Consider the following 24,459-nt stretch of genomic DNA (forward strand, 5'->3'; position numbering starts at 1 on the left):
CAATCGAAACGTGGCGCGCATGTCCCTACTTTTGGCAGGCTTACCTTTTACGGTGCCTGGGGAAACGATTAACAGATTGTGTAGTAGTGGACTATCTGCCATTGTGCAAGCCAATCGCGCTATCAAGGCTGGAGATGGAGATCTATTCATCTCTGGAGGAGTTGAGAATATGACCCGCGGGCCTTACGTGATCGCCAAGCCTTCTTCTGCGTTTGGTAACGATTCCAAAATGTATGATTCCAGCTTCGGATGGCGATTTGTGAATCACAAGATGCACGAGCTTTACGGAACCGATGGCATGGGAACCACAGCAGAGAATCTCGTTGCTAAGTACAACATTTCCCGAGAGGATCAGGATGCTTTTGCACATTGGAGTCAGATGAAGGCTGCGGCAGCTCGTGAGAACGGTCGCCTTGCTAAAGAGATCGTTCCTGTGACCATTCCGCAGCGCAAAAAAGACGATATCGTATTTGCAGCAGATGAATTCATCAAAGCAGGTACCACCAAAGAAATTTTAGCCAAGCTTCGTCCCGCTTTTAAATCAGACGGCAGTGTGACTGCTGGAAATTCTTCTGGTTTGAATGATGGAGCAGCAGCTACCATTGTCGCTTCAGAAGACGCAGTGAAGCAGTACAACCTAAAACCACTTGCCAGAATTGTAAGTTCTGCAGTGGTCGGTGTAGAGCCAAGAGTAATGGGGATCGGTCCTGTAGAAGCCACTTATAAAGCGCTTCAAAAGGCCAACTTAAGTCTTGCAGATATGGACGTGATTGAGCTCAATGAGGCTTTTGCCTCTCAAGCTTTGGCCTGCATTAGACAGTGGGGCTTGGCCGATGATGATCCGAGAATTAACCCTAACGGAGGTTCTATTGCTATTGGGCATCCACTTGGTGTGACAGGAACTCGAATTGCCTATTCTGCCGCGTTGCAATTGCAAGAAACTGGGAAACGCTATGCACTGATCACCATGTGTGTTGGTGTAGGCCAAGGATACGCGGCGATTATTGAAAACGTAAATCTTTAATCAGGATGAAAATAGTAGTCATTGGAGGAAACGGTACCATAGGCAGCCATGTAGTTGCGGCCCTAAAACAAGCGCATGAAGTGGTTGTAGTAGGTAGAAATTCTGGGGATCTGCAAGTGGATATGGCCTCAGAGGCCGATCTAATGCAGCTCTTTAAAGCCACAGGTACAGTGGATGCGGTTGTGGTTACTGCGGGTGATGCCAAATGGGACAAGTTTGAAAGCTTGACTGAAGACGATTTTTACATTGGTATCAACAGTAAACTCATGGGGCAGGTCAATGTAGTGCGTATTGCCAAAGACTATTTGACCCCAGGAGGCTCCATTACCTTGTCCACAGGTATACTCGCAGATGACCCCGTAGATATGACCACCTCCGCAGCTATGGTAAATGGTGCTATACACAGTTTTGTAAAGGCAGTTGTTCTTGAATTGGACGCAGTGCGTGTCAATGTGGTATGTGCCGGTCTAGTAAAAGATGCCTACGAAAAATATAAAGACTATTTCCCCGGACACGATCCTGTACCGATGCCAAAGGTGACCAACGCTTACCTCAAAAGTGTACTCGGAAAGATCAACGGACAAATAATACGCGTTAACGCATAAATCAGCAGTATGAATAAGACCCAACATTATGTATTAGGATCCTGGATGGACGGTGCCGGAGACGGCAACCCAATAGCAGATTCAGTGACCGGAGAAGTTTTTACTGCAGTATCGGTAGAAGGACTTGCAGTGCCTGATATTTTACAATACGGTCGTGATAAAGGTGATACACTAAGAAAAATGACCTTTCAAGAGCGCGGAAATATGCTTAAAAAGCTGGCGCTGCATTTGACCAAAAAGAAGGAGGCCTTTTATGAACTCAGTTACAGAACTGGAGCCACACGTATTGACAGTTGGATCGATATTGAAGGTGGATTTGGAAACCTCTTTGCCAACGCATCGCTTCGTAAACTGTTCCCGAATCAGCCGTATCACGTAGAAGGTGATCCTATTGACCTCTCTCGCGGTGGACGTTTTATGGCCCATCACATTATGGTGCCGCGTCAAGGAGTTGCCGTCCACATCAATGCTTTCAACTTCCCAGTTTGGGGTATGTTAGAGAAGTGTGCGGTGAACTGGATGGCCGGAATGCCTGCAGTTGTATTGCCCGCACCTCAAACCGCCTATCTAGCTGAAGCTGTTGTGCGTGAGATCATCGCTTCAGGAATTTTGCCTGAAGGTAGCTTACAACTCATTAGCGGGACAGCCAAGAACATATTAGACACAGTACATTCTCAAGATGTGGTGACCTTTACGGGTTCTGCGAGTACCGGTCGTTTACTAAAAAATCATCCGCAACTACTTGCAGAGTCAGTGCCTTTTACCATGGAGGCCGATTCTTTAAACGCTTCTATTTTAGGAGCCGATGCGGTTCCGGGCACTCCAGAATTTGACCTTTTTATCAAAGAGGTTCGCAAAGAAATGACCGTAAAATGTGGTCAAAAGTGTACGGCCATCAGAAGAATCATTGTTCCAGAACCATTGATGGAAGATGTGCAGATCGCTCTGGGTAAAGCCTTAGATAAAGTAACCGTTGGTGATCCACGTCTTAAAGAAGTGCGTATGGGTGCCTTGGTAAGCACGCAGCAGCGTGATGCGGTTAAAGAACAAGTCAGCAAGATCGCTGAGACGGCTAGTTTGGTCTACGGGAATTTGGATGGAGTAAATACCGCTGGCGCAGATGCAGAATCTGGAGCCTTCATTTCTCCGATCTTATTACGAGAAGACGATCCATTTAAAAATCAAGCGGCACACGTTACGGAAGCCTTTGGCCCAGTAAGCACTTTGATGCCGTATAAAGATTTGGATGAGGCCATCACCTTGGCTCGTATGGGTAAAGGTTCCTTAGTGAGTTCTATTGTGACTCATGACGATGCTATTGCTAGAGATTATGTAGTTGGTGCAGCCAGCCACCACGGCCGCATTTTGGTACTTAACAGAGAGAATGCTAAAGAAAGTACCGGTCACGGTTCTCCGCTACCAAACTTGATCCACGGTGGTCCGGGTAGAGCCGGAGGTGGAGAAGAGATGGGAGGCATGCGAGGAGTGAAGCATTATTTACAGCGTTGTGCAGTTCAAGGTTCACCGACTACGCTAACGGAGGTGACTGGAATCTATCAGCCTAAAGGTGCGTACAAAGAAATTGACAAGCATCCTTTTGCTTACCATTGGGAAGATATTGAACCAGGCATGTCTTTAAAGACTCACAAACGCACTATTACCGATGGGGACATTGTGAATTTTGCCAACCTGACTTGGGATCATTTCTACGCGCATACGGACATTACTTCACTGGACGGTTCCATTTTTGAAAAGCGTACGGCGCATGGGTATTTTATCCTCGCTGCGGCAGCGGGCTTGTTTGTTTATCCAAACAAAGGGCCAGTAGCTGCCAACTACGGTTTGGAAGAGTGCCGCTTTTTACGTCCGATCTATCACAACGATACCGTTTATGTACGTCTGACCTGTAAGCAGAAGATCGATAGAGATTCTCGAGGCAAAGAACTGCCAAGCGGTATTGTGAAATGGTATGTGGAGGTATTTGATACTGAGGATGAGTTGGTGGCCATTGCGACCATTTTGACCATGGTACAAAAGAAGCAAACGGTCTTTACGGAGATGACCGAGAGCACCATAAAAGGCTGTCTTAATAGACTTCAAGCCGATGACAAACCGGCTTGGGGAACCATGACGGCGCAAAGCATGGTGGAGCACCTAGAATACACCTACCGCATTGCCAGTGGTGAGATCCAAGATTTTGAGATCGCCACGCCAGAAAAGATATTGGAGAAGGTCAATGAGACCTTATATAACTATAAGAAAATGCCAAGGGAGTACGATTTCCCATTGGCTGCAGCATCTAAGATCGAAGAGCATTTGCACGCCGATCTTGACACTGCGAAAGTAAGAATGCTAGAAGCGCGCGAGGAGTATCTGCAGTTCTTTAAAGAGAACCCAGAAGCAATTACCAAGAACGTGGTCTTTGGACCCCTCAACAAGTTTGAATGGTATCTCTTGGAGCGCAAGCATTTGAATCATCATTTTGAACAATTTGGACTTTTATAAATATGACCGCACCTTACGTAAAGACACATATAGAAGACGGGATAGAAACCATTGAATTCTTCCATCCCGCGCATAACAGTTTGCCTGGAGATATCTTGGCACAATTGGCAGCTGCAATTACTGAAGCTGGAGAAAATGAGGCCGTGAAGGTGATCATTTTAAAAAGTGGAGGCGACCGCACCTTTTGTGCGGGGGCTAGTTTTAAAGAACTCATCGCAATAAATGACGCCCAAACTGGGCAGGTGTTCTTTTCTGGATTTGCCAATGTGATCAACGCGATGCGAAAATGTCCTAAGTTCATTTTAGGGCGCGTACAAGGAAAAACTGTTGGCGGCGGAGTTGGTTTGGCTTCTGCTACTGATTATTGTATAGCCACCAAATTTGCGGCTATCAAACTCAGCGAACTCAATGTTGGGATAGGACCGTTTGTGGTTGGACCAGCGGTAGAGCGCAAATTGGGCTTAAGTGGCATGTCGCAGATCGCTATTGATGCCAACACTTTTTACCCCGCAGAATGGGCTAGACAAAAAGGATTGTTCACTCAGGTTTATGATTCCACAGAAGAATTGGACGAGGCCGTCAATGGTTTTGCGAAGCAGCTCTGCGGATACAACCCAGAGGCTATGCGTGAAATGAAGCAGATGTTCTGGCAAGGAACCGAGCATTGGGATGAACTATTGGCCCAACGTGCCGCCATTAGCGGACGCTTGGTGTTGAGTGAATTCACCAAAGAAACTTTGAAACGATTTAAATAGTGATCTATTCCTTTAAAGGACATATCCCAGTAGTGCACCCGAGCAGTTTTGTGCATCCTTTGGCTGCAGTGACCGGCAATGTGATCATTGGTAAAGACTGTTATATAGGGCCAGGAGCTGCTATTCGCGGGGACTGGGGTGAGATCATTTTAGAGGATGGTGTCAATGTGCAAGAGAACTGCACCGTACATATGTTTCCGGGCAAGAGTATTACGCTGGAAGCCGGAGCTCATGTGGGACATGGAGCGGTAATTCACGGAGCCAATCTAGGCCGTAATTGCCTCATTGGGATGAACACCGTGATCATGGATGATGCCGTAATTGGAGATGAATCCATAATAGGAGCCATGAGTTTTGTCAAGGCAGAGACGGTGATCCCAAGACGCAGTTTGGTGGTCGGAAATCCGGCCAAGGTGATCAAGGAAGTTAATGATGAGATGATTGCATGGAAGACAGCGGGGACCAAACTTTACCAGCAATTGCCGGCAGACTGTCATGAATCTCTCCGTGAAGTAGAGCCACTAACAGAGATTCCTGAGAACAGACCCGATCAAGAAGATTTTTACAAAACACTAGCGAGTTTTAAACGCAATAATTCATGAAGAAACACACCTTGACTTTACCGAGAATGGGAGAATCCATTACTGAAGGCACCTTGCTCAACTGGTTGGTGGGGGAAGGCGAGTCCTTTGCAGAAGGAGATATCCTTTGTGAAGTGGCTACAGACAAGGTAGATAATGAAGTTCCAGCTCCTGCTGCTGGAACGCTAATCAAGCATTTAGCTTTGGCTAAAGAGGTTGTTGCTGTTGGCGCTCCTTTGGCAGAATTAGAACTCAGTGATGAAGTTGTGGTTAAAGCTGAGGTACCACAAACTGCCGCTCCAGCATCCGCAGCACCCAAAACATCAAAACCCAAGAAAAAGCCTGCCACAGGCTACACGGTAAACGAAAATATCTTTGTGAGCCCGCTTATTGAGGCTATTGCCCGTGAGCATCATATCAGCTTTGAAGAATTGGCTCGAATCCCAGCTACGGGGAATGAAGGCCGCCTTAGAAAGAGTGACGTTATGCAATACATCGCTGACGGGCGTCCATATCAGTTTGTACAACCCGCAAGTGATTCAGGTTTTAAGCTACCCGATCTTAAATTTGACAAAGGCACCGGAGAACGTGTGCCTATGGACCGTATGCGCCAAATGATCGCAGATCATATGGTGTTCTCTAAGCATACTTCGCCTCACGTGACTGCTTATGTAGAGGCGGATCTTACGGCAATGAGTACTTGGCGCAAGGCCAATAAAACGGCTTTTATGGATAAGCATGGGCAGAAGTTGACTTTCACGCCTCTGTTCATTCAAGCCATTGCAAAGGCCATTCAAGATTTTCCGAACATCAATAGCTCTTTAGATGGTGAAGACATCATCATTAAAGATCATATCAATATTGGTATGGCTACTGCTCTGCCGAGTGGTAACTTGATTGTACCTGTAGTGAAGGATGCCGATAAATTGAGCTTGGCGGAATTGGCTGCGGAGACCAACCGTTTAGCCCTCGCCGCGCGTGAAGGCAACTTAAAAGCGGACGATACGCAAGGCAGCACCTTTACCATCAGTAATGTAGGAACCTTTGGAAGCCTGATGGGCACGCCGATCATCAATCAACCAGAAGCCGCGATTCTCGCAACGGGAATCATTAAAAAGCGCGCTGAGGTGATTGAGTATCCTGAGGGAGATCAGATCGAGATCCGACAAATGATGTATCTCTCCCTTTCTTTTGACCATCGTATTGTAGATGGTTTCTTGGCAGGATCTTTCTTGAGAAGGATAGCCGATTATATGGAACAGTTTGATTCCGAAAAAACGATTTAAGACCATGGAAACAACTATGCAAAACATAAAAATTCAAAGGGTCGCTCAATCACGAGCCACCGCTATTGATTTTGACAATATCCCACTAGGGCGCACTTTTACAGATCATATGTTCATCTGTCAATATGAAGACGGGCAATGGCAGGATCCGGAGATTCGCCCTTTGGAGCTTATCCCAACACATCCAGCAGCGATGGCCTTGCACTATGGACAAGCTATTTTTGAAGGCATGAAAGCCACTGTGGATGCCTCTGGAAATCCTATGCTCTTTAGAGCTTATGATAATGCTGCGCGCCTTAATTTTAGTGCAGCGCGTATGGGGATGCCTGATTTTCCCGAGGAACTTTTTGTAGAAGGTCTAAAGCAGTTGGTAGCTTTGGAACGCAGTTGGATTCCTCCGCAGGAGGGAAGTGCATTATACTTGCGTCCGTTTATGTATGCCGATGAGCCTTTTATCGGTATGCGTGCGGCTACTTCGTATAAATTTATCATTATCGCTTCACCGGCGGGACCGTTCTTCAGTAAGCGTATTCGTTTGTATGCAGAGAATCAATACATCCGTGCGGCCCAAGGCGGAACGGGAGAAGCCAAGGCGGCAGGAAACTACGCTGCAGCTATTCGTCCGACAGAATTGGCAAAAGCAAAAGGTTATGACCAAGTTTTATGGTTGGATGCAGATAATCACGAATACATTCAGGAGGTTGGAACCATGAATATCTTTTTTAAGATCGATGGGCATTTTGTGACGCCTATTTTGGATGGTGCCGTACTTGATGGTATCACCAGACGTTCTGTAATGACCTTATTGACTGATGCTGGATACAATGTGGAGCAAAGACGAATCAGCATTAAAGAATTGGCAAAAGCGGCTGAAGAAGGCCGCTTAGAAGAAGCCTTTGGTACTGGAACGGCTGTTGGTATTGCCTATATCGAGGCCATTGGTTGGGGAGATCTAGTGATTCCTGTGGGCGACTCTAGCCCTGTAGCAGAACAGATTAATGCGACCTTGAATGGAATTAAAACGGGACGAATAGAAGACCCACACAATTGGATGCTTACTGTCTAGTTTCCACAGCTATGAATAAAGAACTTTTAAACAAGGCATTTGCCAATGTGGCCACGGCTAAGGCTATGACCGAACTCTATGAGGAAAACTTCAAAGAGGTCTCTAAATATGTACATGCAACTTCACGCGGGCACGAGGTAATTCAGACCGCAGTTGGCTTGCAGATGCAACCCCAAGACTATATGTTCCCGTATTACCGGGACGATTCGATGTTGCTCGCCATAGGAATGCAGCCCTATGAATTGATGCTTCAGGTCTTGGCTAAAAAAGAGGATCCGTTTTCTGGCGGAAGGACCTATTATTCTCACCCCAGTTTGCGGGATGAGGACAAACCTAAGATCCCGCATCAAAGTTCTGCCACAGGGATGCAAGCCATCCCGGCAACTGGAGTGGCGATGGGCTTTTGGTACAAAGAAAGTGTGGGTCTGCAGGATGAATCCGTTGCGCCGCCTGTTGTGGTTTGCTCTTTAGGCGATGCATCTGTGACAGAAGGAGAGATTGCTGAAGCCTTTCAAATGGCGGCCTTAAAGCAGTTGCCCATCTTGTACTTGGTGCAGGACAACGGCTGGGACATTAGTGCCAACGCTGCTGAAACTCGTGCGCAAAATGCCTATGAGTACGCTGCTGGATTCCACGGTTTGGACGCCGTAACCCTTGACGGAACTGACTTTGCAGAAAGTTATTCGCAATTGGAAGAGATCATTGCCACCATTCGCAAAGAGCGCAGACCGTTTTTGGTTCATGCTAAGGTGCCTCTTTTGAATCACCACACTTCTGGGGTACGCATGGAATGGTATCGGGATGATCTGGACGAGGCGCGCAGTCGTGATCCCTATCCGAAGATTATAAAATTACTGAGTGAAAATGGTTTTTCTGCGGAGCAGATCAGCGCCATTGAATCCGAAGTAAAAGAAAAAGTAGCTGCCGATTTTGTCAAGGCCAAGGCTGCAGAAGATCCAAAACCGGAAGATCTCTTTACGCATGACTTTGCACCAACACCAATTACTCAGGAGCAAGGTGAACGCAGCCCAGAAGGGGCGGAGCAGGTCGTCATGGTTGACTGTGCCCTTTTTGCCATTGAAGAGCTTATGGCGCAAAACAAGGAGTGTCTGCTCTACGGTCAAGATGTAGGAGCGCGCTTGGGAGGTGTGTTTAGAGAAGCAGCAACGCTTGCTCAAAAGTTTGGAGACAATCGTGTGTTCAATACGCCGATCCAAGAAGCTTTTATTGTAGGTTCTACCGTTGGGATGAGTGCAGTTGGGCTAAAACCTATAGTTGAGGTTCAATTTGCTGATTATATCTGGCCGGGGCTCAACCAGCTATTTACAGAAGTGAGTCGCAGTTGTTATTTGAGTAATGGAAAGTGGCCCGTTTCTATGATCTTACGCGTGCCTATTGGTGCTTACGGCAGCGGTGGACCTTATCACAGTTCTTCTGTAGAAAGTGTAGTGGCCAATATCCGTGGTCTTAAGATCGCTTATCCGAGTAATGGAGCTGATCTAAAAGGCTTGCTTAAAGCGGCCTATCACGATCCGAATCCCGTGGTGATTTTTGAGCACAAAGGTTTGTATTGGAGCAAGGTGCCGGGCACTAAAGGAGCTACTTCAATTGAGCCAGCAGAAGATTATGTTTTGCCTTTCGGGAAGGCTTGGGTTTTGAATGAAATCTGGAAGCAAGAGCAAGAAGAAACCCTGAGCATTATCACTTACGGTATGGGCGTGCATTGGGCTATGAATGCTGCGGAGCAGTTAGGATTGAAGGATCGCATTGAGATCGTGGATTTGAGAACTCTGCATCCCTTGGATTATGAAACCGTTTTTGGTTCGGTTAAAAAGTGTGGTAAGTGTTTGGTGGTTACTGAAGAGCCATCGGAAAACACCTTTGCCAGAGCATTAGCAGGCCGAATCCAGGAAGAGTGTTTCGCCTCCCTGGATGGCCCAGTAATGGTTATTGGTAGTGAGAATATGCCGGCAATTCCGCTGAACAGTACCTTGGAACAAACCATGATTCCTTCCACGGAGAAGGTCAAGGAAAAGATCCAACAATTGCTCAACTACTAGTTGCGGATCAGTTGTACCGTTTGAATAGATACTCCTGATTGTACCTTGGCAAAGTATTGTCCAACATTCAACCCAGAAATATCTGCTTGTAAGCTGTTGTTGGTACCCTCTAAGGTCATTACCTTCTGTCCAAGAACATTGAAGATCTCTACTTGCTCGATCGGTGTACTGGCAGAAAAGGTTACTATGTCTTGAGTTGGGTTTGGTGCGTAAGTCAAACCTTCTACAACGGTATCATCAACGCTTAGTACCGCATCATATATCTTCAGGTTGAACTGCGCGTTTACTGGGAAGTCACTAAGGTCCTCCGTATAGATGGCCCAGTTGGAACCGGTGTACCAAGCTCCCATCACCTCGTCTACTATTACGTTTGTTGCATCTCCGCTTGCGCCCCAATTGTGGGTAAATACAAAACGGGCTTCCGGGTCACCATCTAAAAGAGGATGACTTATTACCGTGTAGTTTCCAGAGATGTTACCCGCGGTAGCAACGTGCTTGGCAGAGGTTGTTGTGGTTCCTTCAATACTAACAAAGAAAGCCGAGTCTAATGGAATTGCATCGAGATCTTCTGCATAAATAATCCAACGATTGTCGCCATCATCATACCACAATCCATAAGATTTATCGTTACGCAAAGAACTTGGGTTGTAGTAAGTAGTCAAAGTGATGATCGCATCTGGATTGTTATTGATGTCTGGGTGATTTAAAACAGAGTAGGAGTCGTCAGTGCCCTGGTTAGCCAAGTCTGCAATATGCACATAAACGTCAGTTCCATTTCCGATGTAAACGTTATATGAAGAACCTTCAATCATGGCAGAACCATTTTCGTTGTAAATGCCCCACTGTCCTTGACCTACACCATAGAATAAGCCAGAATTGTTGGTGTTGTAAACACCAGCAGATCCAGGTGGATTCCAGCTGTGTGAGATCACAATATCGGCATCTGGGTTGTCGTTCAAATCTGGATGGTCTATCCAAGTTAGATCTGATGAAATTGTTGGAGCGGTGGCCGTATGCACAAAGAAACTGTCTTGGGCAATACCAGGTGCACTAAGTAAAAGTGCGATTAAAAGGGGTGTAATTTTTCTCATAATTATTCGAGTTAGTTAAAAATTTCTACTCGAATATATTGCAAGCCGTTTCCTGAAAAAAAAGGTAAAAACCTATTTGTTTTGTCAATTATCCGAGACGAACCCTCGAATCCCTTCTGCAGTGGGCAATTCGAAGTATTTACAACTGAATTAAAACGACTTAACTAACTGATAATTAGGGGAAAAACCTCGAGTTTCAAAAGGGTTTTTCGGGTGAAAATCACGTAATTTTCAAGAAAAATAAAACACTATGTACAACTATAGAGCGCACATTAAAGACGTCTATGACGGAGATACCGTAACAGCTGTGGTTGACCTTGGATTCCTCCATTATCAAGAAATGAAGCTAAGGCTTTACGGCATTGACACACCAGAGCTTCGTGGAGCCGAACGAGAAGACGGTTTACGCGTCAGAGATATTGTCAGAGAGATGATTCTCGGTAAAGATGTAGAGATCCACAGTTACAAAGACAAACAAGGGAAATACGGTCGCTATTTAGCAACCATTATTGTAGACGGTGTAAATGTCAATGAATGGCTGGTGGCTCAAGGGCATGCACAGCCTTATTTTCCTTAGGCTATTGTCGGGCTTGCGGAGGATACTCTTCCAAAATTTTACCTACAATCTCTTGAATGCGGGCGATCTTTTTATCTACACTTAAATGTGAGATGTTTGCAGTACCCATACCTTGCCAAACCAACTCATTGGTTGTGGTGTCTATAAGGTCTATGTATAAAGTGCCTTCTGTTCTGGAAGATACGGTGCTTCCTCCAAAGCCACCGCCCCACCAAGGGTTCCAACCCCAGCCCCAGCCGAAGTTATTGTTGTAGACATCAACGCGTTCGCGTTCTTTGGTAAAGATGCTGATAAGCAAATCTGGATTGTCGCTTTTGATCATGCCTTTAGCCGTCAATTCAGTATCAATGGCACGTAAGATTCTTTTTTTATCAAGATCAGAGATCTGAGCTTTGTCAACTCCAGGTTTAAAGAAGGCAAAGGATTGATAGGTGTTGAAACTAGCAGTGGTGTCATAATCGGACACGACTCGTACCGAAGTGCATGAACTCATCACGAGCACTACCAAAAGGGCCAAGGGTAAAAACTTTTTCATTTGCATAGCATTATGGTTTAAAATAATGAATCGTCGACTTGATTCGGAAGCGTTACTCGCAATTTAGGCTCTCGGGCCATTTCTGCTTTTATAGCGAATAAAGCTTCTTCGTTTCGCGCCCAACCTCGTCTTGCAATACCGTTATTCACATCCCAAAAGAGCATCTGTCGCAATCGGGTTTGCGCTGCCTTAGAACCATCAAGAACCATACCAAATCCGCCGTTAATCACCTCTCCCCAGCCAACACCTCCACCGTTGTGGATGCTTACCCAGGTGGCGCCTCTAAAGCTATCTCCAATCACATTGTGAATGGCCATATCTGCAGTAAAGCGGCTGCCATCATATATATTTGAAGTCTCACGATAGGGAGAATCAGTTCCAGAAACATCGTGATGATCACGCCCAAGGATCACCGGTCCGAGTTCTCCTTTTTCAATCGCTTCGTTAAATGCCTCGGCAATTGCAATACGTCCTTGGGAATCTGCATAGAGAATTCGCGCTTGTGATCCAACCACCAACTTGTTCTCTTGGGCACCTTTGATCCATTGAATATTGTCTGCCATTTGCTGTTTGATCTCTGCTGGAGCTTCTTGCATCAAACGTTCTAAAACTCCTAGGGCAAGCGCATCAGTTTTTGCTAGATCAGCAGGGTCGCCACTCGCACAAACCCATCGGAATGGGCCAAATCCGTAGTCAAAACACATAGGTCCCATAATGTCTTGAACATAACTCGGATAAATGAACTCGCGAGCTGGATCTTCTGTATCTAAAATATCAGCCCCGGCCCTTGAAGCCTCCAACAAGAAGGCATTGCCATAGTCAAAGAAATAGGTTCCTTTTACGGTGTGTTTATTAATTGCCGCGGCATGGCGTTTTAGACTGGCTTGTACGTGATCCTTATATGCCGCAGGATCATTGGCCATCATTGTGTTTGCTTCTTCAAAACTTAGACCTACCGGATAATAGCCTCCTGCCCACGGATTGTGCAAGGAAGTTTGGTCGCTGCCCAGATCTATATGAATTCCTTCTTGATCAAATCGCTCCCAAACATCTACTATGTTTCCAGCGTAAGCGATAGAAACAGTTTCTTCTGCTGCCAATGCCTTTTTAACGCGATCACTCAGCACAGCAAGATCATCAATAACTTCATCAACCCAGCCTTGGCTGTGACGCGTGTGGGTGGCTTTGGCATTCACTTCTGCACAAACGGTGACACATCCGGCAATATTTCCAGCCTTGGGTTGCGCTCCACTCATACCTCCTAAACCAGAGGTCACAAAAAGACCTCCTTTAGGAGCCTTTCCAATTTTTCTAAATCCGTTGAGTACCGTTATGGTAGTTCCGTGAACAATTCCTTGTGGACCAATGTACATATAGCTGCCCGCGGTCATTTGCCCGTATTGGGTAACTCCTAAAGCGTTGAAGCGCTCCCAATCATCGGGTTTAGAATAGTTCGGGATCATCATTCCGTTAGTGACCACCACGCGAGGAGCATTCTCATGAGACGGAAACAGCCCCAAAGGATGTCCGGAGTACATAACCAAAGTCTGATCATCCGTCATTTGAGACAAATACTGCATGGTAAGCAGGTATTGCGCCCAATTTTGGAAAACACCACCATTACCTCCATAAGTAATGAGCTCATGTGGGTGTTGCGCCACCGCCGGATCCAAATTGTTCTGGATCATCAGCATAATGGAACGTGCCTGCAAAGAATTACCAGGATACTCATCTACCGGTCTGGCGTACATTTTATAATCAGGACGCAGGCGGTACATATAAATTCTACCGTAGGTTTCTAGTTCTTCTCTGAACTCTGGTAACAAGGTCGCGTGATGTTCGGGATCAAAATAGCGCAGGGCATTGCGTAGGGCCAACTGCTTCTCATAATCGTTTAGGATTGCTTTACGTTTAGGTGCATGATTGACCTTAGCGTCATAGGGTTTTGGAGGAGGAAGTTGGGAGGGAATCCCTTGTTGGATAGCTTCTTTGAAACTCATGAATTCGGTTTGGATTGGGTGTTAGTCTTTTTATCGTAGCCGTAAGGACAATGTCTGCAGCCACTCTCACAACAATAACCTCGCTTGAGATGGTACTGTTCTGTAAAGCATTTGTAACCCTCCGGGGTGAGGTAATAATCACCGGGTTCCAAAGGGATTCTTTTTCCAAATGTGCTCATACTACAAAAATACTATTTTCTTACCTTGAGCCCATGATCGTAGTGGTAAATAGATACCTGCTTCCTAGAGGTACTTACGGGATGACCCTTTGGCCATTTATTTTGGTTAGGGATTCGCGCTTGCGTAAAGATCCTGTTCTGATCAATCACGAACGCATTCATTTAAGACAACAGTTGCAGCTTTTGATCATTCCATTTTATCTGTGGTATGGGATCGAATTCGGGCTACGCTGGTTAAAATACGGCAATAGAAAAAAGGCCTACAGCAATTTGTCAATGGAACGCGAGGCTTACGCCAACGAAACCGATCTTGATTATCTGCAGACCTTTCGTCTGTGGTCTTTTATTCGGTATTTATAAATGCGCATTGGAGGGGGGGTCGGTTCGCCGCGGATTGAAGAGACGGCTTGCCATTCCAAATGCGCAATAGGTTTAAGCTAAATCAGTTGCGGTTTACGCTTAGCGATCGTTGTTGATCTTTCCAAAAGGCTTAAGTTCTGGAGTGGCTAGTTCAAGCGTATCGCTAGCCTTTGCTTTGGTCTCACTGGTGTTTATTGCATAAGCAGTGAGCTCGCGTCTTCCAACTAAAGACGTCTTTACTGTGTCCGTAGTTTTTTTTGTTGTTTCAATACTGTAGGCTTTAAACTGAGCTACAGCTGTCGAGTCTTTTTGTTGTGCAAAGCTTGTTAGTGAGCACAAGAACAATGGGAGTAGTAGTAAATATTTCATGACTAGTACTGGATTGAAAGCGTTGCGTGGTTCGTATCTGGGTAGTAATCTGGGAAGATTGCGATACCGTCTGTTCCGTACAGGTTGGTGGTTTTAACTTGTAATTCTAGTTCGTAGGTTTGACCCACTGTCAATCCCGTTAATAGTTTTGAGAAGGCTCCACTCCAGGTGGTAATGGTGTAAGTTGAACTACCCGACTCGTGAATGGATTGCGAGTTTGTTGTAGTTCCACCAAGTACTGTGCTGGTAGTGGTGTCATAGACTCTAAAGGATCCGTAAGACAAAGAGTTTGTATAAGCCAATCCAGACATGGTCAGATTAAGCATCACTTCTGATTTCTCAGCAGTAAAAGTCAATACCATTCCTGGAACTGTAGTGAAGCTGCTTCCAGCAAGGATCTCATTGGTAGTTAACGATACGCTCTGTGCTTTAGGCAATTCTTCATTGTTGCGACGCAAGGCTACCCACTCGTCTCCGTCCCAATAGTAATATCCTTTTCCTGTAGTAGTGTTGGTGTTGTAAACCAAAAGGCTTTCTGCATCTGCTAATTCAGAAGCAGATGATCCAACATCAGTAATCGGGTCTATAGTGCTTAGGTCAGAAATATCTACTCGAGGGATGAATACTCCTTTATCTGAACTGTTAATATCTAAAATAGATCCGTCATCTGGGCTTGTGGTGTTGATTCCAACTTGTCCTACCGCTGTAAAGGTCGCGGCGATAAGAAAAACAGTTGCTAAATTTTTTAAAGTTTTCATTTTGATAGGTGTTTATTGATTTGGGTTTTTGTAATTGTTCTGAAGCGAAAGTACCTCGACAGCAAGGCTTTGTAGGATGATTTTAGATGGATAGCTAGTTGTTGTCGACGAATGGTGTATTTTCGTTAGATAAACCAGATGAAACCCTTAAAAGCACCAATAACACCCTTGATTACTGCCCCAAATGGCGCGCAATTAGACCTTTTAAGGGAGGATCTCTTGGGGGGAGCTGTACAGGGTAATAAGTACCGGAAGTTGTACTATAACCTTCATGAGGCACAAGAGCTAGACAGCGAAGCGCTGTTGAGTTTTGGTGGAGCCTACAGCAATCACATTGCTGCTCTTGCAGTGGCAGCAGCCGAGTATGGTATGAGGTCCATAGGGATCATCCGCGGAGACGAACTACAACACAAGTGGGAAGCGAATCCCACCTTACGCAAAGCCGTTGACCTGGGTATGGAGTTGATTTTTGTTTCTCGTCAGGAGTATCGTCTCAGAAATCAAAAGGAATATCTGGACGAATTGCAAGGTCGTTTTCCGAAGGCATACCTCATTCCTGAAGGCGGAACCAACGCCTTGGCGCTTAAAGGTTGTGGTGAGATACTCGGAGCACATACCATTGACTATGATTATCTCTGCGTTTCTGTGGGAACAGGAGGAACCTTAGCGGGAATTAGCCAGGCGGCACCGGAGCATCAAAAGTTGATTGGATTCTCTTCTCTTAAAGGCGATTTTATGGTTGATGAGGTTGCTCAATGGACCACTACGAGCAATTGGGAGTTGAATACAGATTACGCCTTTGGGGGTTACGGTAAAATAACTGCCCCGCTGATCGCGTTTATAAATCAATTTAAACAAGCATACGGAATTTCCTTGGATCCGGTCTATACTGGGAAAATGCTTTTTGGACTTTTTGAGCTGTTAAAAGCGAACAGATTTCCTGAAAAATCTCGTATTTTAGCGGTGCATACCGGAGGTCTTCAAGGCATAGCAGGAATGCGACAAAAAATTGCCCAAAAAGGTCTTCCGCCGCTCGAAATCTAAGCTATGGTTATCCGCATATTTGCCCTACTTTTTACTTTTGGTTTACTGTTGAGTTCATGTGGGTCAAAAAAGAAAACGACTCAAAGAAGAACCAAACCACGTACAACGCAAACAACATCGACAAAACCAGATACCTCTGGGCAAACCACCACGACTGCTGCGGGAAGTTCAACTGGGCAACAAGATCAACCAGATACCACTCAGGCCACTCCAAAGGATTTGACCTATGCAGAAGCGGTTGCCTGGTATATTAAAACTTTTAGTCAGGTGGCGCAACAGGAAATGGAACTCTACAAGATTCCGGCAAGTATTACCATGGCCCAGGGAATTTTAGAATCTGGAGCCGGAAGGAGTGATCTCACCCAGCGAGCCAACAATCATTTCGGTATAAAATGTCATACCCAATGGACGGGAGAGCGCGTTTATCATGACGATGACGAATTACAGGAATGTTTTAGAAAATACATTGATGCCAAGTATTCCTTTAGAGATCATTCGCTCTTTTTAACCGAACGCAGACGCTACAGCGGTTTGTTTGATCTGGCGATTGATGATTACAAAGGCTGGGCCCGAGGTTTAAAACGTGCAGGATATGCAACAGATCCAAAGTATCCGAACAAACTCATCAGCATTATTGAACGCTATCAGCTTTACAGATTGGATGAGGAAGTTTTAGCGGGGGGAGCTATTAGTGGAGGAGGTTCTTCTACCACAAATCCAGCCCGAACCACTTATGTAGTAAAACAAGGAGACACTTTATATAGTATTGCCCGCAGGCACAACCTGAGCGTTGATGCGCTAAAGGCCAAAAACGGACTGACTTCCAACACCATTTCTATTGGTCAAACCTTGGATGTGGGTTCTGAAAACTAATTAGCTATGATTTACAAACGCAGCAGCGCCTTATTTGCAGAGGCCGCGCAGTATATTCCAGGGGGGGTGAACTCTCCGGTAAGAGCCTTTAAAGCCGTTGGTGGCGATCCGATCTTTGTGGAACGCGCTGAGGGAGCTTATCTTTATGGTGAAGACGGCAATACCCTTATTGATTATATCAGTTCTTGGGGACCGATGATCTTGGGGCATGCCTATGCTCCTGTGATTGATGCGATCAAGGAAAGAGCTGAAAAGGGAACATCTTATGGAATGCCTACAGCTTTGGAAACTGAAATTGCCAAGTTAGCTGTGGAAATGGTTCCGGGAATTGATAAGATCCGTTTTGTGAATAGCGGAACAGAGGCCTGTATGAGTGCCATTCGTTTGGCCAGAGGATATACGGGGCGTGAAAAGATCATCAAGTTCGCCGGCTGTTATCACGGACATAGTGATTCGTTTTTGATTCAAGCGGGTAGTGGTGCCGTTACTTTTGGAAACCCCAACAGTCCTGGAGTCACTCAAGGAACTGCGAAGGATACTTTGTTGGCTAGATACAATGACCTGGAGCAGGTCAAAGAGATCATTGCAGCAAATCCTGGAGAGATCGCAGCGATCATTCTGGAGCCTGTAGCTGGGAATATGGGATGTATTCCTCCTGCAGATGGATTTTTAGCAGGCTTGAGGTCTTTATGTGATCAACAAGAGATCCTTTTGATCTTTGATGAGGTGATGACTGGCTTTAGATTGGCTGCTGGTGGTGTACAAGAACTTATGGACATTCGTGCGGATCTGGTGACCTTTGGAAAGGTGATCGGAGGAGGTTTACCGGTAGGTGCCTTTGCCGGACCAGCGCACATCATGAGTCATTTGGCTCCAGAAGGTCCGGTATATCAAGCCGGGACTTTAAGTGGTAACCCTCTTGCCATGGCTGCTGGATTAAGCATGTTGACTACACTTCACAAAAAACCAGAAGTATTTACAAGCTTGAATGAAAAGACTGCTTATCTGCACCGCGGTGTAGAAGAAGGTTTGGCTGCAAGTGGTTTGGACTATTCCATCAACAGATTGGGGTCCATGATCTCTGTACACTTTAGTCCAACGCCCGTAACTGATTTTGACACTGCAGCGCTTGGAAATAATGACAACTTTAAAAAGTATTTTCACAGCATGTTGCGCCAAGGAATCTACTTGCCGCCGTCTGCCTTTGAATCTTGGTTCCTCAATGACGCCTTGTCCTATGAGGATATTGACAAGACCATTACAGCCTCAAACAACGCCCTTAAGGAATTGACATAAAAAAAAGCGCTCCGTTAGGAAGCGCTTTTTTCTTATCGTTTAAATGGTTACTGCTTGCGCAACCATTTTTTGTATTGCTTGTCAGTAAGCGTCTCTTTCATGCTGTTGTTGAAGTTCTCCTCCAGTTTACGAGCAACATGAGCAACGTTCGGGTTGTTAGGGTCTTTTCCCTTAACACTCTTTCTGTATTCTACTTCACGCTTTACAATAGCGCGGAACAAGGTGCGTTCTTGCTCATCGCTTAAGTTCAGGTCTTTGTCCAATTGAGCCAATTCCGCCTTAGCCATTTCATCTGGCTTATCTCCACTTGCAGTAAACGTTTGTCCATTCATGGTTTGGGAAAACAATCCAAGTACCAAGGTCAAAAGCGCTAATTTGAAAATACGTTTCATTTCTTAAATTTTTTGTTTAGTTCAAGCAGGAACCTTTGGGGGCATTAGTGCCATCTAGGCCGTCCTGAGTGTACTAATGTACTAAATATTTACTTACAAGAAAGGGTTTACAAGAATAAAGCCAAAAACACGTTTTTCATCCGTTTTTTTGGCTTTTTCAACTACAAATCAACTGTTAAAATTTACTTTCTCTTGGCATGTCTTCCTTTACGACCGCGTTTTCTTTGGTGTTGCATTTTCTCCCATTTCTCATATTGATCCGCATTTAAGATCGACTTGATCTCGGCTTTAATGGCAATCTTTTTGTCCAAGGCGGCGTCCATTTTATCAAAGCGTTCTTCCGTAGTGAGTTTTTTGATCTCATCGGCTTCTTTACGCGCTTTGACTGCTTCCATCATCGCTTTTTTGTCTTGAGCTATTTTGGTTTGTACTTCCAACATGGCGACTTGTTGATCAGCATCCAAATCCAATGCTAAAGTGAGCTTTTTGGTTTCTAATTGCGCCAGTTGTTCTGCGCTAAAATCTTTGAGCATTTCTGCTTGGGGGCCGTGTTGTGGGTTATGACCTCGGTGTCCACGTTGTGCAAAAGCTGCTGTGGTGGTAAGGGCGAGCATAAGGATTAAAATATTCTTCATGATTTCTAAAGTTTTAATGTTTTGTTTGCCCTTATGACTATACAAAATCCCAAGCGTTTAATCTGCCTGAGAATTCTTAACACTAATTAACTTTAGAGTACAAAAATTTGGATATAAAAAAACCGCCTTGAAGGGCGGTTTAAAATTTCTTAATGTTGCGCTTAGTCTAGTGACTCCAAATATTCAACCAACATAGTTACTGCTTCCTCATGCACTACGGTTCGGCCTAACTGAGGCATACGATAGTTTACTAAAGTAGAGAGTGTTCTGGCTTCAATTTCTCCGCGATTGGCATAAATACCTGAATCGTCAAAGGCGGTCTCATAGCGGAAGTCCATATCAAAGGTTCCTACCACACCATCAGGATTATGACAGTGCGCACAGTTGATGTCCATATAGGCTCTTGCGCGCTCTTCCAAGGTGTAAGCAGTGTCGTCCTCCCAATCTGGCAATAGGGCCAAAGAAGCTGGGTCTGGAGCAAAGGTCAAAATACCTTCATTGATGAAGTACTGCAATTGGTTGATGTTCACATACTCGTTATTCGGATTGAAGTTCAAGCTGCGAAGCTTAGGTCCAATTGGCGTAGTAACCGCGTTGTTGAAGTGACATACAATACATTCAGAACGAGAAGGAATGATATAGTCCACATTACGAGTTACTCCATTGCTATCGATATAGCTGATGTAATAAAAGGTTGTGGCAATTAATGTCTTGTCTGGAAAATCAGGCAATTGATCGTCTCCGGCATACTCCATGGACTGGCCGTTTGGCAGGCGGATCAAACGCTGCTTGGCTGCGTAGTCTGTAAAAAGACCAGAGTTTAATTCGTAAAGATAAACTCCATCACGAGGAGTAAGATCACTTAAGTTGCCATCAAATACAGGCAATTCTGAAAGCTTGTCTGTAAAATCTACTGGATCCGGATCTGTAGTAGTGTCTCCTCCGCCAGTGGTGTCATCAGTTGGGTCCGTGGTGTCATCCGTGGTGGAAGTATCGTCTGTGGTCGTGTCGTCGCTAGGCGAGTAGTTGTCATCGCTACAGGCGGTCACAGCCAACGCCAAAGCGAAGAAAAAGATAAGTCGGTAAAGTTTCATAGCGTAAAAATGTTGCTAAATATACCAAAACCAAGGGGATATCAAAAACCTGAAATTGCTTTACTCAGGCAAACGACCATTTAACTCAGAGAAATGACCATTTAACTCGATGTAGGTTTTATGAATTGCCACACTGTGTTACTTTCGAATCAAGTTCTTTTAAACACTACAACTCGTCAAGAGTTTCACTATAGCAAACCAACGGCAGTCAGCAGGCCATATTGTTTAATTAGTCCTGTATTCTGCACAGCTCAAAGCCTGTTGTCGCCTTGGTTGCACAAAGCATTGCTTTCTTAAGTAAGGTAAGGAAGTAGTTTTTATTTTTTGGTTGGAAGTTCATCGCCTCTAAGTTACCCTTTGCCAAGGGGGGGCTTAGGGGCGGTGTTTTTTATGGACTAATATTTCCGTAATTTTATGCTTCAACCAAACACTTTACTCATGCGAAAGTTTCTTTCCCTTACCATCCTTTCTTTTTTATTGCTGATTCCGGCTGCGCAGGCACAAGATTATTTCTTGAAGGATCAAGGTCCTTTTAATCCTGACATTCCTTCTCCAGAGGCCTATTTGGAGTACCCTATCGGATCTCAACATACCCGCCACGATATGATGGTAGCTTATTTTAAAATGCTCGCACAAGTGTCTGACCGCGCAACAATAGCCACTTATGGAAAGACTCATGAGGGTCGTAAGTTGGTGATGTTGACTATTTCAACTCCAGCAAACTTGCAAAATCTTGAAACTATAAAAGCGGAACATTTAAAGTATGTAGATCCCAAGCAATCTCCGAGCGCCTACGAGAGTTTGCCCATCTTTATTCAGTTAGGATATAATGTGCATGGAAACGAACCTTCTGGAGGGGAAGCTGCATTGCTCACCGCCTATACTTTGGTGGCTTCTAACAATCCTCAAGTACTCAACTATTTGGAGAACGGGATCATTATGATTGATCCTACCATCAATCCTGACGGGCGTGACAGACATACCCAATGGGCCAATCAATACAAGGCAAATCCTTTGGTTTCTGATCCTATGGATGCAGAGCACTGGGAAGCATGGCCAAGAGGGCGTACCAACCATTACTGGTTTGATCTCAACAGAGATTGGTTGTTGGGAATCAACCCAGAAAGTCGTGGGAAGCTCAATTGGTACCACCAATGGTATCCGAATGTGGTTACCGATTTTCACGAGATGGGCACCAATTCCACCTATTTCTTTGAACCGATGAAACCCATCGGGTCCTTAGATCCTATTATGCCCAAAGAAAACTATGAGGACCTAAACAATCTTTTTGCAACCTATTATGAAGACGCTTTAAACGGAATTGGGTCTTTCTATTATACCAAGGAATCCTTTGACGGAACCTATCCCGGTTATGGGTCTTCCTATCCGGACTTGCAAGGGGCTTTAGCGCTTTTATTTGAGCAGGCGAGTTCCCGCGGGCATGTCCAAGAAACTGCTTTTGGAGAGATTACCTTTCCGTTTACCATCAGAAACCAATACACTTCTAGCATGGCTACCGTGCAGGCTGCTGTTGAGAATAAAGGTACGCTTAGAAAATACCAACAAGACTTCTTTAAATCCGCAGTAAACGAAAAGGCGCCTACGGGCTATGCTGCTTATGCCTTTAATAAAGGAACAGACGGCAACCGCATGAAGGCCTTTATTGACAAATTGTTGTTGCATGAAATTGAGGTCTACAAAAGCGGCGATCAATATTCAGTGCCTTTGGCCCAGCCACAACGTCGTATGGTGCAGTCTTTCTTTGAAACTTATAAAAGCTATCGTGATTCGGTGTTCTATGACGCCTCTTCTTGGAGTGTTGCTAATTTTTACAATGTTCCTTACCGAGGGCAAACGCGCAATCCGGGAGGCACACCAGTGACTTCCACAGATGGAATAACCAATGTGAAGAATGTGCCGCAAAGCGGTTATGCTTATTTAATGGATTGGAACGATTATAATGCGCCAGCTGCTTTGCACCATTTTCAGTCTAAAGGCATCGTGGTGAATGCTGCCTTTAAGCCTTTTAGTATAGTGACGCATGCAGGAGAACAATCCTTTGATTATGGAACAGTGATGATTCCGGTTTCAAAACAAAGCCTGTCAGCTGCAGAAGTTTATACCATCATTAAAGAGGCTGAAGCTGCTTTTGAAGTACCTCTGTATGCTGTAAATACCGGTTTTAGTGCAAAGGGAATTGATCTGGGAAGCAACAATTTTAGAGCATTGGATCAACCCAAGGCAGCTATGCTTATTGGGAATGGCGTTAATTCTTATGAGGCAGGAGAAGTGTGGCATTTGTTGGATACGCGGGTGCGTATGCCGATAACTAAAATACAAATGCGCGCCTTTTCTTTTGCTGACCTGGATCGTTACAACACCTTAGTAATGGTCTCTGGAAGTTATCGCGAACTGGATTCTACGCAGATAGATCGACTAAAATCTTGGGTGGGACAAGGCAATACCTTGATCACCATTGCCAATGCATCGCGCTGGGCGGTAAGTAGAAAATTGGTCAATGAAAAGTTCACCCAGAGTAAAGATAAAAAAGACACTACTGTAGAGCGCAAGCCTTATGTGGATGCCGGTGAGAATATTGGCCGTGAACGTGTAGGTGGAGTTATTTTAGAGACCGATTTGGATCTGACCCATCCGCTTGGATTTGGATACACTTCCTCGCGTTTACCGGTCTACAAAAACAACTTGGTCTTTTTGCAACCTAGTTCAAGTTCATACAGTACGGTAGCCAAGTATACAGCCAGTCCACATATTGATGGATTTATTTCTCCAGATAATCTGGAGCAGATGATCAAGCCTTCTGCCTCGCTTATTGTAAGTCCTGTAGGTGGCGGTCGTGTGGTGATGTTTGCAGACAACCCGAACTTTAGAGGTTCGTGGTACGGTACCAACCGTCTGTTTTTAAATGCCCTATTCTTAGGGTCGGAGATCAGAGTGCCTAGGGATTAACTATTTCAAAGAAATAGCACAACTGCTAGAGCTGCCAAACCAACGGACGCGATTTTTGTAAGCCGTCTTGTAGATATAATCACGGATCAATCTTGGAATAAAGGCCAATAAAGCAGTCACCCGTTTCCATTTATCGATCTTACCAACTACGCGCAGAAAGCCGTCGGAGTGCGTGTGTACTCCGTTTTGGTCAATGAGTATCACCGTTTCAAGTCTTTCGGTATTAAAACCGAATTGCTTTAGATATTCTTGACCTTTTGGAGATTGAAAAGGGACAAAGCTAAAGAGGTCCGCTGGAGCAAATTTTAGCAGCCAACCTACAACGCCGTTGCAGAGGTTGCATTCTCCGTCAAAAATGATAATGTCTTTTGTAGTTGTAGTTTCCATGATGCCTATGTAGTCGTAGG

General features: G+C 45.1%; 24 protein-coding genes. 14 read left to right on the forward strand and 10 right to left on the reverse strand.

Translation table 11 applies throughout. The features are described from left to right. The 8 genes from HRT75_RS04205 to HRT75_RS04240 all read left to right on the forward strand — a co-directional run. A partial coding sequence (locus HRT75_RS04205) for an acetyl-CoA C-acyltransferase (protein WP_291183010.1) occupies window positions 1-1,024 on the forward strand: 1,024 nt, incomplete at its 5' end. A 5-nt stretch (window positions 1,025-1,029) separates the two neighbouring features. Further along, window positions 1,030-1,629 (forward strand): short chain dehydrogenase, encoded by a 600-nt coding sequence (locus HRT75_RS04210; protein WP_291183011.1) that lies wholly within the window; start codon window positions 1,030-1,032, stop codon window positions 1,627-1,629. A gap of 9 nt (window positions 1,630-1,638) precedes the next feature. After that, complete coding sequence (gene paaZ / locus HRT75_RS04215) at window positions 1,639-4,134, forward strand: phenylacetic acid degradation bifunctional protein PaaZ (protein WP_291183013.1); 2,496 nt, start codon at window positions 1,639-1,641, stop codon at window positions 4,132-4,134. Window positions 4,135-4,136: 2 nt separating this feature from the next. Continuing rightward, a complete protein-coding gene (locus HRT75_RS04220) occupies window positions 4,137-4,889 on the forward strand; it encodes an enoyl-CoA hydratase/isomerase family protein (RefSeq protein WP_291183015.1) in 753 nt (250 codons plus the stop codon). Next, window positions 4,889-5,491 carry a transferase hexapeptide repeat family protein gene (locus HRT75_RS04225; protein ID WP_291183017.1) on the forward strand — a complete coding sequence of 201 codons (603 nt, stop codon included), beginning with the start codon at window positions 4,889-4,891 and terminating at the stop codon, window positions 5,489-5,491. The genes HRT75_RS04220 and HRT75_RS04225 overlap by 1 nt, the downstream gene beginning before the upstream one ends. Beyond that, window positions 5,488-6,756: a dihydrolipoamide acetyltransferase family protein gene (locus tag HRT75_RS04230; RefSeq protein ID WP_291183019.1), complete on the forward strand. Its 1,269-nt coding sequence runs from the start codon at window positions 5,488-5,490 to the stop codon at window positions 6,754-6,756. Before HRT75_RS04225 ends, HRT75_RS04230 begins: the two co-directional genes overlap by 4 nt. Before the next feature lie 4 nt (window positions 6,757-6,760). Continuing rightward, window positions 6,761-7,822, forward strand: coding sequence for a branched-chain amino acid aminotransferase (locus tag HRT75_RS04235; RefSeq protein ID WP_291183021.1), 1,062 nt, complete (start codon window positions 6,761-6,763; stop codon window positions 7,820-7,822). A gap of 11 nt (window positions 7,823-7,833) precedes the next feature. Then, complete coding sequence (locus tag HRT75_RS04240) at window positions 7,834-9,882, forward strand: thiamine pyrophosphate-dependent enzyme (RefSeq protein ID WP_291183023.1); 2,049 nt, start codon at window positions 7,834-7,836, stop codon at window positions 9,880-9,882. Here HRT75_RS04240 and HRT75_RS04245 read toward each other — a convergent pair. Further along, window positions 9,879-10,973, reverse strand: coding sequence for a T9SS type A sorting domain-containing protein (locus HRT75_RS04245; RefSeq protein WP_291183025.1), 1,095 nt, complete (start codon window positions 10,971-10,973; stop codon window positions 9,879-9,881). The genes HRT75_RS04240 and HRT75_RS04245 overlap by 4 nt on opposite strands. Window positions 10,974-11,223: 250 nt before the next feature. Between HRT75_RS04245 and HRT75_RS04250 the strand changes: the two genes are divergently transcribed. After that, window positions 11,224-11,550 (forward strand): thermonuclease family protein, encoded by a 327-nt coding sequence (locus tag HRT75_RS04250; RefSeq protein ID WP_272831666.1) that lies wholly within the window; start codon window positions 11,224-11,226, stop codon window positions 11,548-11,550. 1 nt (window position 11,551) lies between these two features. On the opposite strand, the gene HRT75_RS04255 is transcribed toward HRT75_RS04250, so the two are convergent. Genes HRT75_RS04255 through HRT75_RS04265 form a run of 3 tightly spaced genes read right to left on the reverse strand, consistent with a single transcriptional unit; the run spans window position 11,552 to window position 14,264 of the window. After that, window positions 11,552-12,091, reverse strand: coding sequence for a DUF4136 domain-containing protein (locus HRT75_RS04255; RefSeq protein ID WP_291183027.1), 540 nt, complete (start codon window positions 12,089-12,091; stop codon window positions 11,552-11,554). An 11-nt stretch (window positions 12,092-12,102) separates the two neighbouring features. Next, the gene (locus tag HRT75_RS04260) at window positions 12,103-14,085 is read right to left on the reverse strand and encodes a urocanate hydratase (protein ID WP_291183029.1); all 1,983 of its coding nucleotides are present in this window, start codon (window positions 14,083-14,085) and stop codon (window positions 12,103-12,105) included. After that, window positions 14,082-14,264 carry a DUF5522 domain-containing protein gene (locus HRT75_RS04265; protein WP_272831669.1) on the reverse strand — a complete coding sequence of 61 codons (183 nt, stop codon included), beginning with the start codon at window positions 14,262-14,264 and terminating at the stop codon, window positions 14,082-14,084. Before HRT75_RS04265 ends, HRT75_RS04260 begins: the two co-directional genes overlap by 4 nt. 33 nt (window positions 14,265-14,297) lie before the next feature. Between HRT75_RS04265 and HRT75_RS04270 the strand changes: the two genes are divergently transcribed. Beyond that, the gene (locus tag HRT75_RS04270) at window positions 14,298-14,624 is read left to right on the forward strand and encodes a hypothetical protein (RefSeq protein ID WP_291183032.1); all 327 of its coding nucleotides are present in this window, start codon (window positions 14,298-14,300) and stop codon (window positions 14,622-14,624) included. Between the two features lie 99 nt (window positions 14,625-14,723). Here the strand turns inward: HRT75_RS04270 and HRT75_RS04275 are convergent, their stop codons facing one another. After that, window positions 14,724-14,993, reverse strand: a complete 270-nt coding sequence (locus tag HRT75_RS04275) for a hypothetical protein (RefSeq protein ID WP_291183034.1) — start codon at window positions 14,991-14,993, stop codon at window positions 14,724-14,726. A gap of 2 nt (window positions 14,994-14,995) precedes the next feature. Next, complete coding sequence (locus tag HRT75_RS04280) at window positions 14,996-15,751, reverse strand: hypothetical protein (protein ID WP_291183036.1); 756 nt, start codon at window positions 15,749-15,751, stop codon at window positions 14,996-14,998. Between the two features lie 138 nt (window positions 15,752-15,889). Here HRT75_RS04280 and HRT75_RS04285 point away from each other — a divergent pair, with 138 nt between their 5' ends. Genes HRT75_RS04285 through hemL form a run of 3 tightly spaced genes read left to right on the forward strand, consistent with a single transcriptional unit; the run spans window position 15,890 to window position 18,964 of the window. Then, entirely contained in the window at window positions 15,890-16,795 is a 906-nt protein-coding gene (locus HRT75_RS04285; protein ID WP_291183038.1) for a pyridoxal-phosphate dependent enzyme, read from the forward strand. Window positions 16,796-16,798: 3 nt separating this feature from the next. Beyond that, window positions 16,799-17,668, forward strand: coding sequence for a glucosaminidase domain-containing protein (locus HRT75_RS04290; RefSeq protein ID WP_291183040.1), 870 nt, complete (start codon window positions 16,799-16,801; stop codon window positions 17,666-17,668). Between the two features lie 6 nt (window positions 17,669-17,674). Continuing rightward, window positions 17,675-18,964, forward strand: a complete 1,290-nt coding sequence (gene hemL, locus HRT75_RS04295) for a glutamate-1-semialdehyde 2,1-aminomutase (RefSeq protein WP_291183042.1) — start codon at window positions 17,675-17,677, stop codon at window positions 18,962-18,964. 47 nt (window positions 18,965-19,011) lie between these two features. Here hemL and HRT75_RS04300 read toward each other — a convergent pair whose 3' ends face one another. The 3 genes from HRT75_RS04300 to HRT75_RS04310 all read right to left on the reverse strand — a co-directional run bounded on the left by HRT75_RS04300 (window position 19,012) and on the right by HRT75_RS04310 (window position 21,085). Next, complete coding sequence (locus tag HRT75_RS04300) at window positions 19,012-19,356, reverse strand: hypothetical protein (RefSeq protein WP_291183044.1); 345 nt, start codon at window positions 19,354-19,356, stop codon at window positions 19,012-19,014. 182 nt (window positions 19,357-19,538) lie between these two features. Further along, window positions 19,539-19,991 carry a hypothetical protein gene (locus HRT75_RS04305; protein WP_291183046.1) on the reverse strand — a complete coding sequence of 151 codons (453 nt, stop codon included), beginning with the start codon at window positions 19,989-19,991 and terminating at the stop codon, window positions 19,539-19,541. A gap of 161 nt (window positions 19,992-20,152) precedes the next feature. Continuing rightward, entirely contained in the window at window positions 20,153-21,085 is a 933-nt protein-coding gene (locus HRT75_RS04310; RefSeq protein WP_291183048.1) for a hypothetical protein, read from the reverse strand. 438 nt (window positions 21,086-21,523) lie between these two features. Here HRT75_RS04310 and HRT75_RS04315 point away from each other — a divergent pair, with 438 nt between their 5' ends. Continuing rightward, on the forward strand, window positions 21,524-24,052 hold the full coding sequence (locus tag HRT75_RS04315; protein WP_291183050.1) for a M14 family metallopeptidase: 2,529 nt from the start codon (window positions 21,524-21,526) through the stop codon (window positions 24,050-24,052). Here HRT75_RS04315 and HRT75_RS04320 read toward each other — a convergent pair whose 3' ends face one another. Continuing rightward, window positions 24,053-24,439, reverse strand: coding sequence for a thiol-disulfide oxidoreductase DCC family protein (locus HRT75_RS04320; protein WP_291183052.1), 387 nt, complete (start codon window positions 24,437-24,439; stop codon window positions 24,053-24,055). It abuts the gene before it with no gap. Window positions 24,440-24,459: the final 20 nt, after the last annotated feature.

Source organism: Gilvibacter sp., from assembly GCF_013214815.1.
Classification (GTDB): domain Bacteria; phylum Bacteroidota; class Bacteroidia; order Flavobacteriales; family Flavobacteriaceae; genus Gilvibacter.

What these genes read in the sequence shown, in the direction of transcription:
- HRT75_RS04210 (WP_291183011.1), top strand. Translation starts at nt 1,030, where the DNA reads ATGAAAATAGTAGTCATTGGAGGAAACGGTACCATAGGCAGCCATGTA.
- paaZ (WP_291183013.1), top strand. Translation starts at nt 1,639, where the DNA reads ATGAATAAGACCCAACATTATGTATTAGGATCCTGGATGGACGGTGCC.
- HRT75_RS04220 (WP_291183015.1), top strand. Translation starts at nt 4,137, where the DNA reads ATGACCGCACCTTACGTAAAGACACATATAGAAGACGGGATAGAAACC.
- HRT75_RS04230 (WP_291183019.1), top strand. Translation starts at nt 5,488, where the DNA reads ATGAAGAAACACACCTTGACTTTACCGAGAATGGGAGAATCCATTACT.
- HRT75_RS04235 (WP_291183021.1), top strand. Translation starts at nt 6,761, where the DNA reads ATGGAAACAACTATGCAAAACATAAAAATTCAAAGGGTCGCTCAATCA.
- HRT75_RS04240 (WP_291183023.1), top strand. Translation starts at nt 7,834, where the DNA reads ATGAATAAAGAACTTTTAAACAAGGCATTTGCCAATGTGGCCACGGCT.
- HRT75_RS04245 (WP_291183025.1), bottom strand. Translation starts at nt 10,973, where the DNA reads ATGAGAAAAATTACACCCCTTTTAATCGCACTTTTACTTAGTGCACCT.
- HRT75_RS04250 (WP_272831666.1), top strand. Translation starts at nt 11,224, where the DNA reads ATGTACAACTATAGAGCGCACATTAAAGACGTCTATGACGGAGATACC.
- HRT75_RS04255 (WP_291183027.1), bottom strand. Translation starts at nt 12,091, where the DNA reads ATGCAAATGAAAAAGTTTTTACCCTTGGCCCTTTTGGTAGTGCTCGTG.
- HRT75_RS04260 (WP_291183029.1), bottom strand. Translation starts at nt 14,085, where the DNA reads ATGAGTTTCAAAGAAGCTATCCAACAAGGGATTCCCTCCCAACTTCCT.
- HRT75_RS04265 (WP_272831669.1), bottom strand. Translation starts at nt 14,264, where the DNA reads ATGAGCACATTTGGAAAAAGAATCCCTTTGGAACCCGGTGATTATTAC.
- HRT75_RS04270 (WP_291183032.1), top strand. Translation starts at nt 14,298, where the DNA reads ATGATCGTAGTGGTAAATAGATACCTGCTTCCTAGAGGTACTTACGGG.
- HRT75_RS04275 (WP_291183034.1), bottom strand. Translation starts at nt 14,993, where the DNA reads ATGAAATATTTACTACTACTCCCATTGTTCTTGTGCTCACTAACAAGC.
- HRT75_RS04280 (WP_291183036.1), bottom strand. Translation starts at nt 15,751, where the DNA reads ATGAAAACTTTAAAAAATTTAGCAACTGTTTTTCTTATCGCCGCGACC.
- HRT75_RS04285 (WP_291183038.1), top strand. Translation starts at nt 15,890, where the DNA reads ATGAAACCCTTAAAAGCACCAATAACACCCTTGATTACTGCCCCAAAT.
- HRT75_RS04290 (WP_291183040.1), top strand. Translation starts at nt 16,799, where the DNA reads ATGGTTATCCGCATATTTGCCCTACTTTTTACTTTTGGTTTACTGTTG.
- hemL (WP_291183042.1), top strand. Translation starts at nt 17,675, where the DNA reads ATGATTTACAAACGCAGCAGCGCCTTATTTGCAGAGGCCGCGCAGTAT.
- HRT75_RS04300 (WP_291183044.1), bottom strand. Translation starts at nt 19,356, where the DNA reads ATGAAACGTATTTTCAAATTAGCGCTTTTGACCTTGGTACTTGGATTG.
- HRT75_RS04305 (WP_291183046.1), bottom strand. Translation starts at nt 19,991, where the DNA reads ATGAAGAATATTTTAATCCTTATGCTCGCCCTTACCACCACAGCAGCT.
- HRT75_RS04310 (WP_291183048.1), bottom strand. Translation starts at nt 21,085, where the DNA reads ATGAAACTTTACCGACTTATCTTTTTCTTCGCTTTGGCGTTGGCTGTG.
- HRT75_RS04315 (WP_291183050.1), top strand. Translation starts at nt 21,524, where the DNA reads ATGCGAAAGTTTCTTTCCCTTACCATCCTTTCTTTTTTATTGCTGATT.
- HRT75_RS04320 (WP_291183052.1), bottom strand. Translation starts at nt 24,439, where the DNA reads ATGGAAACTACAACTACAAAAGACATTATCATTTTTGACGGAGAATGC.